The organism is Pseudomonas siliginis (assembly GCF_019145195.1).
Lineage (GTDB): Bacteria > Pseudomonadota > Gammaproteobacteria > Pseudomonadales > Pseudomonadaceae > Aquipseudomonas > Aquipseudomonas siliginis.
The window spans coordinates 318,392-331,614 of record NZ_JAHSTW010000007.1 but is presented as its reverse complement, the minus strand read 5'-3'; the positions used below and the strand labels follow the sequence as shown (position 1 = coordinate 331,614).

The following is a 13,223-nucleotide window of genomic DNA, read 5'->3' as shown; positions in this document are numbered from 1 at the left end:
TATCGAATCAGCAATTCACGGGAGTCGCCGACGCTGTGCGCTGGCGCGAATCGGGGCGTGGCCCCTCAGGCAACCGAAGCTGCGTCGCTAAGTGGCGAACGCGTGATTGTCCAAACAGCATCTGGTTGACCTGTGCCGATTTGTCAGACCACCGCTCATGATCCGGACCGTTACCAATGCGATTAGTCAGAACCCAATCCGGTAGCTGCCTACGTGCCCGCATTTCGCTGAGCATGGTCCACCATGTCAGATAGCGGGTGCGCTCCAACTCCATCAGATCAATGAGCCGCTGACGCTCGTAGGCGCATGGCTCGAGGTCGTCTGACGGTTCGATCTCGTCGACGCCAAACAGAGCCTGATTGACGTCGCTTCTCGCGATCAGCGCTTTCTGATAGTCGGTATCGCTACCAATGTCTTTGGCGCGAACCCAGTCCGGCAACTCGTTGGAAAGGCGCAACTGATTGAGAACACTCCACCACTGATATGCGTGTTCTCGTTCGGCGTTGATCGCAGTTGAAAGTAGGCTGCTCATTGGGCACCCCCTTGCGCAGCGATCAAGTCGTCGAGAAGTTCCGCCCAGGCCATAGCAGTGTGCTGAGCGAAAACTGCAGTAACTCGTGCCACGAGTATGTTGATCGAAGGTGAGGCGATCAGGGCAAAGGAAAGTGCGAGCAGCTTCAGAATTTCCTGAACGTCCCGCATGTCCTCAACGCTGATTTCGGCTGCGAGAGCTGGGGTTTTCATTCGGCACCGCCTTGGCGATTGCCGAACTGGATAGGAGCGGTGGAAGAGTCAACCAAGGCCTTGGCTGCGGCCATCAAAAGCCTGATTCCAAACACCTCATCGACACCAAGGCCGCTATCCATGGATTTCGTCAGCATTGCATCGCCCGCCGCGAGGAAGCAGCTCGCTTCGTGCAGCGCATCGGCGACAGAAATGCCGGCTGAGACGGAAAAGAATGATCGCGTGCCCGTAGTGTGAAACTCCGAGGCGTTCGTAAGCAGCGGAGTAACCTCCAGCTCGGTATGAGTGTTCATTGCACACCCCCTTTAGCTTCTAGGTTGCGGGCGATGGCCATATTGGCGTTGTAGCGGGCGAGGCGAGAGGAAAGGGGCGAGTTTGCGCGGAGAGCGCTCAGGGCCATGCGGCGGTGAGCAAAGGCGCGGATCTTTGATGGAGTGAGGGCGTGTTTCATGGGTGTAGCTCCTAACGTTGAGGAGCTGCCACTTTTCGCGGCCAAGCGAAGATGGGTGGCAGCTGTACGCGGGTTGGCCGACCGGGACGTTAGGAACCCGGCACACCCGAAGGTGTCCCACGCACAGCCGCCATAACACGATTGTGCGGACGCAAAAAAAGCGCCAGCAATCGGATGGTGGGCGCTTGTGCGCCTAACGATACTCGACCGGCCAAGGTCGGTCACGGGATTTACCGCGACCCTTGAACCATAGCGCTGACGCCCCATCCGAGCAAGCGAAGTTTGCGACCGACTATCGCTTGGCATGAGCATAGTCATCATACGGAAACTCCAGCAGGCGGATTAGTGCTGAGGTAGTACAGAGCCATACGGCCGTGACTCCGACCTTGATCGTCGGTCAGGCTCACGCGATGTGTGAGGATCTTGTGGCCGAGCGCGCGCAGCTCGTTGATGCGGGCACCAGGGCGAACGATGTTCAGCTCGCGAATAGCCGTAAACGTATCAATCGGGCCGGCTCTCAGTCGCTCCAAAAGTCGAGCACGTTGAGCGGTTCCGCTGGTATTCTCTACGTGAGTATTTTCGTGGCTGGCCTGTTGGTCGGCCATTTTTTTGTCTGTCATTTACGCCGCCTCCCCACGTAGTGCGATGCGCTGACGAACCCATTCCTGTACCTCAGCCAAAACAAAGCCAACCGGCGAGCCGCGCGACTTGCTGTTACTCAGGGGCACTGGGCGCGGGAACGTTGGATCATCTTTGAGGCGTTTGTACACCGTGGGGCGGGCGAGGCCAGTAATGGCCTCCAGATCCGGCATGCGAATCAGAGTGATTGAAGGATCGAAGGTCTGCGATGCAGAGGCAGAAAGGGAGCGGTGGGGGCGGATAGTGTCCATTAAGTTTCCCGTAATAACTGGAGATGACGGGAGATAGAATTGCAAAGACAAATGCTTGGCGCGACGACGAAGCTAAGCTGTATTGGGCTGTGTTTAGTCGACAAAAAATGACAGGAAACAGAACCTTATCTAAGGACAGAAAATGAAGGTTTAATCACGTTTTTTTGACTAGCAAATGATCTTTCTCCCAAAAATACTCAGCTGTGATGAATCCAGGTTTTCAGTACGAACATTCTCCAACGCCACTAGCCGCTCAATAGTTTTCATCTCCATGGGTCTTTCGATAAAAGGCAGTCCCATGAGGGAATACACTGAGCCTTTGTGCGGGGCAGAGAATAGTTTTATATGAAGACGTATCAGCTCCGACGCCATCAGCCGAGCGGCCAAATCCTTGTCATCCCTTTTTGTCGTGGAGAAAAGGTGTTCCAGCGCCCCTTCCATATTGCTTTTCGTCCTTTCCCAGACGCGCCCGCCAAGGCCGATCGGCTGGCCCAAGAAGTCCGTGCTTTTTTGAATCTCCTCTATCTGTTCCATTAGGTCGAGCATTCGTTGAATAGCCTTAGGGCCTTCGATTGCTGCCTTCCTGCGGTTTCCAGTAATGAATCCACTGGATGCTCTCGCAACTCCGCCCACATAAGCTAAATGCAGAGTCGCGTGCCTAAGAACGCTTTTCTTCAAATGGTGCGATCGCCACTTGGTTCGATTGTTGTGGATTTCTATGATTTTCTCGTATGGGTTCTCGCTGGTCGAAGTAGTGAAACCCAGTTTTTGCATAGCAACCTGGAATGACAGTTCTCTATCAAGCCAGGTGTATGCGATGTCTGTTTCATCATTGAAGCAGGATTGAATTGCCTCCAATCTGGCCGTCTTGAATTCTTCAGCAAGTCCCGAAATCAAACCGTCAGGAAGGTGGTAGTCCAGATCGTTGCTTACCTTCTCTGTTATCTCGCCGAATTTTTGGCCAAGAACGAGGATAAATTGTTCGATCGCTTTTTCTAGGGAATCGAATTGCGCTGGTGTTGGAATGTCTCTCACAGGTTCCGATCTCCGGTATCGTTCAATAACTCGACTGTCAGCAGGCGCACACGATCAGCCATGTGGTGCCAGCGAACCTTAGCTGCAATTGGCTTCAGTCTATAACCGTGCCTTACGGCGACTGAAGGCCTCCTTCAGGCCCTCTGCCCGAAATCACCTTTTACAACGATGCCGCCGGCCAGTCCGTCTAGGTAGTTCGCATACCATTGCATCATCGTCGTGCGCTGGGGTAGGTACTGGGCCTTGTTGTAGATACCTGCGACGCCGGGTTTCTTGTGCGAAAGCTGGGCCTCGATATGGTTCTCGTCGAATCCGTTTTCGTTGAGCACCGTTGACGCGATGTGCCGGAAGCCGTGGCCGGTTTGCCGACCTTCGTATCCCATCCGACGCAGTGCCATCAGGAACACCGTGTCGCTCCGCGGTTTGGTGTGATCGCTGCGACCTGGGAAGAGAAGGGGATAGCTGCCGGTGTATTTGCGCAACTCCTCCAGCGCCTCGATCGCCTGAGACGAAAGCGGGACCAGATGCTCAAGGCCTTTCTTGCGACCTTTGCGCTCGACGGGAATAGTCCAAATCTTTTTGGCAAAGTCGAACTCAGACCACCGCGCCTCGCGTAGCTCGCTGGGGCGCACGGCGAAGAGACTCAGAAGGCGCAGGCCTAGGCGCACGTCGTGGGCATGAGGGTAAGCGGCTATGGCGCGGATCAGGCCAGGCAGTTCTTCAGGGGAAACGTGCGCGTAGTTCTCGGCCTTGCCGGACTTGAGATATTTCTGAAGGCCTTCAAGCGGGTTGTGAGTCGCGCGCCCGGTTACCCTGGCCAAGTCGTAGACGTCTCTGCAGTACGAGCGAACCCGGCTCATCTGCTCGAGGATTCCCTGCTGCTCCATGCCTCGCAGAAACTCCATCCACTCGAGTGGGGTGATCTCTGCGTAGGGTCGCTTACCGAACACGGGGAAAACATGACGCTCGAAGGCGCCCATGATTCGCCTCGACGTGCCTGCGTCCCAGTTGGTGAGTCTTGAGGTGTACCACTCTCTTGCAAGCGGCTCGAATGTTTCGGCGGCAGTGCTCCTTTCCGCTTTCTTGCGAGCCTGCTTTGTAACGATCGGATTCTTTCCATCAGCCGCGTCGGCGCGCAGCTCGGCAGCTTTCTGCCTTGCTACCGACCCGCTCACATCGGGATAACCGCCCAGTCCGAGCCAAGACCATTTGCCGTCTGGCTTCTTGTAGCGAAGTTGCCAGGACTTCTGGCCGTCAGTTTTCACGCGGAAATAGAGGCCATTGCCATCGAGTTCCCGATACTCCTTGGCATCAGGCTCTAGGCCGGCCAATGCGGTATCGGAGAGGGGGCGGCGCTTTATCTCTGAACGCTTCATCTGACCTGTATCCCTTCGGTTCAATTATTTGTCGAGGATACACAGTGGGATACACGGAGGGAAGGTATAGGGGGATACAAGGAGGGATAGCCAGAAACAAGAAAGCCCGCACGAGGCGGGCTTCTTGTTTTGATTTATAGACATCCTGAGACATCTGTAAATCGGTACTTGGTGGCTACACAGGGACTTGAACCCCGGACCCCAGCATTATGAATGCTATGCTCTAACCAACTGAGCTATGTAGCCAAGTGGCGCGCATTATTCCCCTGAAATGGCAAAGCGTCAAGCGTAAATCGAAAATATTTCTTCCTGTTTTCAACCGCTTATCCTCCAGCCCCGAAAATCGGGGCCGGGAAGGGCGTCAGCGCAGTTGGAATCTGGCGGTATTGGCGCTCAGGGCTTCGCTGCCCTGGCTCAAGGTGTCGGCCGCGAGGTTCACGGCGCGTGCGCCTTCGAGCAAACGCACCGCTGCCTGATCGACCTGCTGGATATTGCCGCTGACTTCGTCGGCGGTGCTGGCCTGTTCTTCCACAGCGGTGGCGATTTGCGCCAGGGTGTCGGTGACGCTCTGTACGGCGCTGGCGATTTCTCCCAAGCGTTCGCCGAGTCCGGTGACCGCCTCGGCATCCGATTGCGCCTGGCCGCAGGCGGCTTCCATCAGGCTCACCGCTTCGTTGACCGTGGCGCGCAGGCTGTCGACGGTGCCAGCGATCTGCGCGGTGGACGATTGCGTGCGTTGCGAGAGGCTGCGCACCTCGTCGGCGACCACGGCAAAACCGCGACCCTGTTCGCCGGCGCGGGCGGCTTCGATGGCGGCGTTGAGCGCGAGCAGGTTGGTCTGCTCGGCGACGCCGCGAATGGTGTCCACGACCAGTTGAATCTGCTGGCCTTGCTCGCTGACCCGGCCGAGTGCGGCGGCGGTGTCGTTCAGGCGCTGATTGAGCTGCTGAATGCTCGCCGTGGTGCGCTGGCTGTCGCGGCTGCTGTCGGCGGCGATGCGCCGGGTTTGCTGGGCGCTGCCGGAGGCCTGTTCGCAACTCTGCGCGACGCCTTGCGAGGTGGCGGCCAATTGCGTGGCGGCAGCGGCGATCTGGCTGATCTGCAATTGCTGCGCCTCGACTTCGCTCAGGGCGCCGCTGGAGTGTTGGTTGAGGCTGCGTACCGCGTTGCTCAACTGCGAGGTCTCGTGGTCGACGCCGAGCATGCTGCTGCGCAGTTGCACCACAGCGACGTTGAGCGCGGTGCTGATCGCTGCCAGCTCATCGCGCCCCACCACTGGCACTTGCAGGCTCAGGTTGCCGTCGCGCAAGGCCTCAGCGAGCAAGGTGATGCCGCTGGCGCTACGGCGGATCGAGGCTTGCAGGCAGACGAACAGGTATAGCGCGGCCAGCAGCAGGCAACCGAAAATTGCGGCGACAAGAATGAACTGGCGAATCGCCGAGCTGTAATACGCATCGAGCCGCTGATCCAGCGCGACCAGGGATTGCTGGCGCAGGGAAGCGAGGTCGGAGAGCAGCGCGTCGAGGCTGCGTTCGAAGTCCTCTGGCTTGAGGTTGATGCTGCCGCCAAACACACCGTCGTCAAGGACTTTCAGGCCGCTGTCGAGGTGTTTCAGGCTGTCGTGATACTGGCCGGCCCAGGCTTGCAGCTCGACTGGCAGACGCGCCTCCAGCAGGCCGGCGGTTTTCACCAGTTGCTCGCGGGCGTCGCCGATGCGACTGCGCAGGTCGCGCAACTGCAAGCGGCTTTGCAGGGTGAACTGCCCGGAGACCACCGAAGCCTGGCCGACTGCGGCGAGACGGCCGACCCGCTCGATCAGGTCCGGCGCGTGCTGCGTGGAAATCTGCGTCAGCAAGTAGGTTTCCAGCCACGGCGCGAGGGTCAGGCGATTGTCCATGACGATTTGCTCGCGCAAGGCTTGCAGCGCGCCCAGGGCATTGGTGAAGCGGTCATAACCGTCCGGCCACCAGCCGACACTGCTAAGGCTTTTCGAATCCAGGCCATTGAGTGCGGTTTGCAGCGCCTGAAAGCGCTCGAGGATTGCGCCGTCGGCGCCTTGCTGGTTCAGGGCATTGCCCAGCTCTGTGGTGGCTTGCAGCACTGCCGGTTGCACGCCGTCGAAGGCAGCCATGGCGGCGAGGGTGGCCGGTGTCGGCTGACGATTGGTCTCGGTGGCGCGCCAGCGGGCGGCGCGGTCGCGTTGCGCGGCGAGCAGGTTGTCCAGCGCATCCAGCGCGAGCAATTGACGCACACCGGCACGTTCGCCGGAGATCAGATTGAGCTTCTCGCGATAGTCATGGCCGATCATCAACAGGCTGCCGGCCAGCGGCAGAATGAACAGCAGAAACAATAATTGGAATTTACCTGCGAAGCCAAACCGCCCCAGCAATTTGATCCCCGGTGAAAGGAAAGCCTGCATGCCTCATGACTCCTCTGGACACCACGCACCATTGGCGTGCATCGCGAACCTTGCGGCTGCGACCTGTGCCCTCTAAAAGGCCTCGAAAGTTCACCCATGCCCGCTCTGTAGGCCGGCTCTGTGGCGAAACTTCCCATTGTCGAGCGCCTTTGTAAGGCGATCGTGTTCAAGGGCAGAAGCAAGGCAAGATTCAGACCATGGCGTTGCGCTATCACCTTACAGTCGACGACCAGTCAGTTAGTTAGCTGCCTAAGGGGATAGCGCGAGCGCACCGAAAAATGGCACATTGACGCACCTGCCTGCGGGCACCCATCTGCTGTCCGGAATTTTCTATGGCTATCAGCAACGTCCAGACCGCCGCTGCCTCGGCGACCGCTGCTCCGCAAAGCAGCCCCTTGGTGATGCGCATCATCGGCGCGGTGGCGCTGGCGCATCTGATCAATGACCTGATCCAGTCGGTCCTGCCGTCGATCTACCCGATGCTCAAAGCCAACTATGGCCTGACCTTCACCCAGGTCGGCCTGATCACCTTGACCTTCCAGTTGACCGCGTCGCTGTTGCAGCCGTGGGTCGGTTACCACACTGATCGCCACCCCAAACCGTGGCTGTTGCCGGCGGGCACGGTGTGTACGTTGATCGGCATTCTGATGATGTCGGTGGTCGGCAGCTTCCCATTGATTCTGCTGGCGGCTGCGCTGATCGGCATTGGCTCGTCGACCTTTCACCCGGAAGCCTCGCGTGTTGCGCGGCTGGCCTCGGGCGGCCGTTTTGGTCTGGCGCAATCGACCTTTCAGGTCGGCGGCAATGCCGGTTCCGCGTTTGGCCCTTTGCTGGCGGCGGCGATCATCATTCCCTTCGGCCAGGGCAATGTGGCGTGGTTCGGTCTGTTCGCAGTGTTTGCGCTGTTCGTGCTGTACCGCATCAGCCGTTGGTACGCCAACCACCTGAACCTGTTCAAGCTCAAGGCCGGCCAAGCCGCGACGCACGGCTTATCGAAGGGCAGGGTGACCAGTGCCTTGGTGGTCCTGGGGCTGCTGGTGTTCTCCAAATATTTCTACATGGCCAGTTTCACCAGCTACTTCACTTTCTACCTGATCGAGAAGTTCGACCTGTCGGTGGCGAGTTCGCAATTGCACTTGTTCCTGTTTTTGGGCGCAGTGGCGGCAGGGACGTTCTTCGGCGGGCCTATCGGCGACAAGATCGGGCGCAAGGCAGTGATCTGGTTTTCCATTCTTGGCGTCGCGCCATTCACCTTGATCCTGCCGCATGTCGATCTGTTCTGGACCAGCATTCTCAGCGTGGTGATCGGCTTCATTCTGGCGTCGGCATTCTCGGCGATTGTGGTGTACGCGCAGGAACTGGTGCCAGGCAATGTTGGGATGATTGCCGGGATTTTCTTCGGGCTCATGTTTGGTTTCGGCGGGATTGGCGCAGCGCTGCTCGGGCATCTGGCGGATGTGCACGGGATTGAGTACGTGTATTTCCTTTGCTCGTTCTTGCCGTTGTTTGGTGTGTTGGCGATCTTTTTACCGCGTACCAGAAAGGCCTGAACAGACGAATCGAACTGTGGGAGCGAGCCTGCTCGCGATGGGTGGGTCAGTTGACGAATGCTTAGCTGACACGCCGCGTTGGCGAGCAGGCTCGCTCCCACGGGGAAATATACTCAGTCACTGAATTTCAGGCACAAAAAAGCCGCGTATCAAACGCGGCTTTTTCTTGTGCGGCTGTTGCTTAGACGTTGAAGCGGAAGTGCATCACGTCGCCGTCCTTGACGATGTAATCCTTGCCTTCCAGGCGCCACTTGCCGGCTTCTTTGGCGCCAGCTTCGCCCTTGTACTGGATGAAGTCGTTGTAGGCGATGACTTCGGCACGGATGAAGCCTTTTTCGAAGTCGGTGTGGATCACGCCAGCGGCCTGTGGTGCGGTAGCACCGACCTTGACGGTCCAGGCGCGGACTTCTTCGACACCGGCGGTGAAGTAGGTCTGCAGGTGGAGCATTTCGTAGCCGGCGCGGATCACGCGATTCAGGCCAGGCTCTTCCAGACCCAGGGCCTCGAGGAACATGTCCTTCTCTTCGCCGTCGTCGAGCTCGGCGATTTCCGCTTCGATCTTGTTGCACACCGGAACGACCATGGCGCCTTCTTCTTCGGCGATGGCCTTGACCACGTCCAGGTGCGGGTTGTTCTCGAAGCCGTCTTCAGCCACGTTGGCGATGTACATGACCGGCTTGGTGGTCAGCAGGTGGAAGCCCTTGATCACTGCCTTTTCGTCAGCGCTCATGTTCTTCATCAGGCTGCGCGCCGGCTTGGCTTCGGTGAAGTGCGCGATCAGTTGCTCGAGCAGAGCCTTCTGAACCACGGCGTCCTTGTCACCGCCCTTGGCGTTGCGCGCGACTTTCTGCAGTTGCTTCTCGCAGCTGTCGAGGTCGGCGAAGATCAGTTCCAGGTCGATGATTTCGATGTCGCGTTTCGGGTCGACGCTGTTGGAAACGTGGATCACGTTGTCGTCTTCGAAGCAGCGCACCACGTGGGCGATAGCGTCGGTTTCGCGGATGTTGGCCAGGAACTTGTTGCCCAGGCCTTCACCTTTCGAGGCACCGGCAACGAGGCCGGCGATGTCGACGAATTCCATGGTGGTCGGCAGGATGCGCTTGGGATTGACGATGGCCGCCAGAGCTTCCAGACGCGGATCCGGCATCGGCACGATGCCGCTGTTCGGCTCGATGGTGCAGAAGGGGAAGTTCTCGGCCGCGATACCGGATTTGGTCAGGGCGTTGAACAGGGTGGACTTGCCGACGTTAGGCAGGCCGACGATGCCGCAATTGAATCCCATGGTGTTTCCCCTCGGGTAAAAGTCAGGCCTTCTGGCTGTGCAGGTTTTTCATCGCGCGGTTCCATTCCCCGGCGAGGATATCCGGCAGCACGCCGAGGGCAAAGTCGATGCTGGCATCGAGTTTTTCCTGTTCGGCGCGTGGCGCACGACCCAGGACGAAATTTGAAACCATACTGGCAACGCCCGGGTGGCCGATGCCAAGCCGCAGGCGGTAGAACGTATTCTGATTGCCCAGTTGCGCAATGATGTCGCGCAACCCGTTGTGACCGCCATGGCCGCCGCCCTGCTTGAGCTTGGCAACGCCCGGAGGCAAGTCGAGTTCGTCATGCGCCACGAGGATTTCTTCAGGCTTGATGCGGAAGAAACCGGCGAGTGCCGCCACGGCCTGGCCGCTGCGGTTCATGTAGGTGGTGGGAATCAGCAGACGAACATCCTGACCCTGATGCGAGTAGCGCCCGGTCAGGCCGAAATATTTGCGATCGGCCACAAGATTCACATTCTGTGCGTGGGCGATGCGCTCAACAAAAAGGGCCCCTGCGTTATGCCGGGTCTGTTCGTATTCAGCGCCTGGATTTCCCAGGCCAACGATCAGTTTGATGGCAGTCACGATAGGGGCCCTTCCTTGGAGTGGTGGATAACATCGCCGCGATCGGGGAAAGCGGCGAAAGTGGACGAAAAATGCTCATTTACCATAGATGTAAACTCCGCGTTCTCGCCCGCTTTCTCGCTACGTTCCAGTCCGCGATGTTACTTGCTCACTCCGGCATGACAGAGTGAATTACTCTGCTTCGCCTTCTTCGGTAGGTTCTGCAGCAACACGTGGAGCGTGGACGTTGGCAACAGCCTTGTCATCGCCGTGTGCCAGAGCAACGAACTCAACACCTTTAGGAGCTTTGAGGTCCGACAGGTGAATGATGGTGCCGATTTCTGCTTTCGACAGATCGACTTCGATGAACTCAGGCAGATCTTTAGGCAGGCAGGTCACTTCGATTTCAGCAACAACGTGCGAAACTTCGCCGCCTTTCTTCACTGGAGCTTCTTCGCCAACAAAGTGTACAGGCACGATGGCGGTCAGTTTCTGGCCGGCAACAACGCGTACGAAGTCAGCGTGCATCACGTGGCCTTTGGCCGGGTGACGCTGCAGCGCCTTGATGATGACGTTCTGCTTGGTGCCACCAACGTTCAGCTCGATGATGTGGCTGTAAGCCGCTTCGTTTTCGAGCAGTTTGGCAACTTCTTTGGCCAGCATGCTGATGGATTCAGGGGCTTTGTCGCCACCGTAAACAACAGCTGGAACCAGAGCGGCGAGACGACGCAGGCGGCGGCTCGCACCTTTCCCCAGGTCGGAACGCACTTCAGCATTCAGAGTAAAATCGTTCATTTTGTATCTCCAAAATAGCCATGACCGAGTGGCGTTTGCGACCAGCGCCGAACACGGTATGGGCAAAAAAGCCCCGCCCCGACAGGAATGCCGGGGCGGGGCGCTTTTCGTCAACGAGACATTTCGCGAAGGGCAGGGCCCTTAACGGAACATCGCGCTGATCGATTCTTCATTGCTGATGCGGCGAACCGCTTCGGCAACAACCGGTGCGATATCCAGTTGACGGATACGTGCACAGGCTTGTGCTGCAGCGGACAGCGGGATGGTGTTGGTCACCACCAGCTCGTCCAGCACGGAATTTTCGATATTCTCGATGGCCCGGCCCGACAGCACAGGGTGTGTGCAGTAGGCAAAGACCTTGGCTGCGCCATGCTCTTTCAGGGCCTTGGCCGCGTGGCACAGGGTGCCGGCGGTATCGACCATGTCATCGACGAGAATACAGGTACGCCCTTCGACATCACCGATGATATGCATCACTTCAGAGTGATTGGCTTTCTCACGGCGTTTGTCGATGATCCCGAGATCGACGCCCAGCGACTTGGCAACAGCCCGTGCACGCACGACGCCACCAATGTCCGGGGACACGATCATCAGGTTTTCGAAGCGCTGATCTTCGATGTCATCCACCAGAACCGGGGAGCCGTAGATGTTATCTACCGGAATATCGAAGAAGCCCTGAATCTGGTCAGCATGCAGATCAACCGTGAGAACACGGTCGATGCCGACTACGGTAAGCATGTCAGCAACGACTTTCGCGCTGATAGCCACACGTGCGGAACGCGGACGGCGATCCTGACGGGCATAACCAAAATAAGGAATAACAGCAGTGATACGAGTAGCCGAGGAGCGGCGGAAGGCATCAGCCATCACTACCAGTTCCATCAGGTTATCGTTGGTCGGAGCGCAGGTCGGCTGAATAATGAAGACGTCTTTACCGCGAACGTTTTCATTGATCTCGGCTGTGATTTCGCCGTCGGAAAACTTGCCGACAGAGATGTCACCGAGAGGGATATGCAGCTGACGTACGACACGCCGAGCCAGATCGGGGTTGGCATTCCCCGTAAAGACCATCATCTTGGACACGCGCAGTACCTAGAGGCTGAGGGTAACCTGGATGAGTAGAGAAAATGGCAGGGGCGGCTGGATTCGAACCAACGCATGGCAGGATCAAAACCTGCTGCCTTACCGCTTGGCGACGCCCCTGTATCTGTTGCTTTCAAGTGCCGGGCACTTGATTCCTTTAGAGCAGACTTTGCAGCTTGCGATGCAACATCGAAACGTTGCTTCCTTTCGCTACAAACCCTGTAAGGGTCTCTGTCAGAAGGGCCGAGACTTTATCAGCTTCAGCTTTGCTTGGGAAGCCCCCAAACACACAACTTCCAGTTCCGGTGAGCTTTGCTTCGGTAAATTTACCTAACAAATCCAATGCGTTACGTACCTCTGGATAACGCCTTGCTACCACCGGCAAGCAGTCATTTCGACTGTTTCCCTCGGGAACGGGGCGCACTTTAATGGGCGGTGTGTTACGTGTCAACAAAGGATCGGAAAAAATTTCTGCCGTACTAACAGCGACTTGCGGCACGAGCACCAGATACCACGGTTCTTCGGGGTCGACCGGGGTCAGTTTCTCGCCAACACCCTCGGCAAATGCTGCATGGCCACGGACGAACACCGGTACGTCGGCACCGAGTGACAGGCCCAGTTGCGCCAGACGATCTTCATCCCAGCCCAACTGCCAGAGATGGTTGAGGCCGAGCAAAGTCGTCGCCGCATTCGAACTGCCGCCACCGATGCCGCCGCCCATGGGCAGGATTTTGTCGATCCAGATGTCGATGCCGAGCGCGCAGCCGGACTGTTGCTGCAACATCTTCGCCGCGCGCACGATCAGGTTGCTGTCGTGGGGCACGCCGGCGAACTCGGTGTGCAGCTGAATCACGCCGTCATCGCGCACGGCGAAAGTGAGTTCATCGCCGTAATCGAGGAACTGAAACAGCGTCTGCAATTCGTGATAACCGTCTTCACGGCGACCGAGAATGTGCAGCATCAAGTTGAGTTTGGCCGGCGAGGGCAGGGTCAGGCGTACAGCGGTCATGCT

Annotated in this window: 15 protein-coding genes and 2 tRNA genes; 1 reads left to right on the top strand and 16 read right to left on the bottom strand. The window is 57.9% G+C overall.

Annotated features, from left to right (window positions below; all coding sequences use genetic code 11):
- Nucleotides 1-7: 7 nt before the first annotated feature.
- The 10 genes from KVG87_RS16245 to KVG87_RS16200 all read right to left on the bottom strand — a co-directional run bounded on the left by KVG87_RS16245 (nucleotide 8) and on the right by KVG87_RS16200 (nucleotide 6,915).
- A complete protein-coding gene (locus KVG87_RS16245) occupies nucleotides 8-532 on the bottom strand; it encodes a hypothetical protein (protein WP_217851530.1) in 525 nt (174 codons plus the stop codon).
- Entirely contained in the window at nucleotides 529-744 is a 216-nt protein-coding gene (locus KVG87_RS16240) for a hypothetical protein (RefSeq protein WP_217851528.1), read from the bottom strand. The genes KVG87_RS16245 and KVG87_RS16240 overlap by 4 nt, the downstream gene beginning before the upstream one ends.
- Complete coding sequence (locus tag KVG87_RS16235; protein WP_217851526.1) at nucleotides 741-1,037, bottom strand: hypothetical protein; 297 nt, start codon at nucleotides 1,035-1,037, stop codon at nucleotides 741-743. Before KVG87_RS16235 ends, KVG87_RS16240 begins: the two co-directional genes overlap by 4 nt.
- The gene (locus KVG87_RS16230; RefSeq protein WP_217851524.1) at nucleotides 1,034-1,195 is read right to left on the bottom strand and encodes a hypothetical protein; all 162 of its coding nucleotides are present in this window, start codon (nucleotides 1,193-1,195) and stop codon (nucleotides 1,034-1,036) included. The genes KVG87_RS16235 and KVG87_RS16230 overlap by 4 nt, the downstream gene beginning before the upstream one ends.
- A 317-nt stretch (nucleotides 1,196-1,512) precedes the next feature.
- On the bottom strand, nucleotides 1,513-1,815 hold the full coding sequence (locus KVG87_RS16225; RefSeq protein ID WP_217851522.1) for a helix-turn-helix domain-containing protein: 303 nt from the start codon (nucleotides 1,813-1,815) through the stop codon (nucleotides 1,513-1,515).
- Nucleotides 1,816-2,085, bottom strand: coding sequence for a helix-turn-helix transcriptional regulator (locus KVG87_RS16220; RefSeq protein ID WP_217851520.1), 270 nt, complete (start codon nucleotides 2,083-2,085; stop codon nucleotides 1,816-1,818).
- Nucleotides 2,086-2,253: 168 nt separating this feature from the next.
- Nucleotides 2,254-3,120, bottom strand: a complete 867-nt coding sequence (locus KVG87_RS16215) for a hypothetical protein (protein ID WP_217851518.1) — start codon at nucleotides 3,118-3,120, stop codon at nucleotides 2,254-2,256.
- Nucleotides 3,121-3,254: 134 nt separating this feature from the next.
- On the bottom strand, nucleotides 3,255-4,496 hold the full coding sequence (locus tag KVG87_RS16210) for a tyrosine-type recombinase/integrase (RefSeq protein ID WP_217851516.1): 1,242 nt from the start codon (nucleotides 4,494-4,496) through the stop codon (nucleotides 3,255-3,257).
- Between the two features lie 169 nt (nucleotides 4,497-4,665).
- A tRNA-Met gene (locus KVG87_RS16205) sits at nucleotides 4,666-4,742 on the bottom strand.
- Nucleotides 4,743-4,857: 115 nt separating this feature from the next.
- A complete protein-coding gene (locus tag KVG87_RS16200) occupies nucleotides 4,858-6,915 on the bottom strand; it encodes a methyl-accepting chemotaxis protein (RefSeq protein ID WP_073473522.1) in 2,058 nt (685 codons plus the stop codon).
- 332 nt (nucleotides 6,916-7,247) lie between these two features.
- Here KVG87_RS16200 and KVG87_RS16195 point away from each other — a divergent pair, with 332 nt between their 5' ends.
- Nucleotides 7,248-8,465, top strand: coding sequence for an MFS transporter (locus KVG87_RS16195; RefSeq protein WP_073473520.1), 1,218 nt, complete (start codon nucleotides 7,248-7,250; stop codon nucleotides 8,463-8,465).
- A 181-nt stretch (nucleotides 8,466-8,646) separates the two neighbouring features.
- Here KVG87_RS16195 and ychF read toward each other — a convergent pair whose 3' ends face one another.
- The 6 genes from ychF to ispE form a co-directional block, all read right to left on the bottom strand.
- Nucleotides 8,647-9,747 carry a redox-regulated ATPase YchF gene (gene ychF, locus KVG87_RS16190; protein ID WP_016773202.1) on the bottom strand — a complete coding sequence of 367 codons (1,101 nt, stop codon included), beginning with the start codon at nucleotides 9,745-9,747 and terminating at the stop codon, nucleotides 8,647-8,649.
- A gap of 22 nt (nucleotides 9,748-9,769) precedes the next feature.
- On the bottom strand, nucleotides 9,770-10,354 hold the full coding sequence (gene pth / locus KVG87_RS16185) for an aminoacyl-tRNA hydrolase (protein WP_016773203.1): 585 nt from the start codon (nucleotides 10,352-10,354) through the stop codon (nucleotides 9,770-9,772).
- A 171-nt stretch (nucleotides 10,355-10,525) separates the two neighbouring features.
- On the bottom strand, nucleotides 10,526-11,128 hold the full coding sequence (locus KVG87_RS16180; RefSeq protein ID WP_024014298.1) for a 50S ribosomal protein L25/general stress protein Ctc: 603 nt from the start codon (nucleotides 11,126-11,128) through the stop codon (nucleotides 10,526-10,528).
- Between the two features lie 141 nt (nucleotides 11,129-11,269).
- Nucleotides 11,270-12,211, bottom strand: coding sequence for a ribose-phosphate pyrophosphokinase (locus KVG87_RS16175; protein WP_003171603.1), 942 nt, complete (start codon nucleotides 12,209-12,211; stop codon nucleotides 11,270-11,272).
- 45 nt (nucleotides 12,212-12,256) lie between these two features.
- Nucleotides 12,257-12,331 (bottom strand) — tRNA-Gln (locus KVG87_RS16170).
- Nucleotides 12,332-12,368: 37 nt separating this feature from the next.
- Nucleotides 12,369-13,220, bottom strand: coding sequence for a 4-(cytidine 5'-diphospho)-2-C-methyl-D-erythritol kinase (ispE, locus tag KVG87_RS16165; RefSeq protein WP_217851514.1), 852 nt, complete (start codon nucleotides 13,218-13,220; stop codon nucleotides 12,369-12,371).
- Nucleotides 13,221-13,223 lie beyond the last annotated feature (3 nt).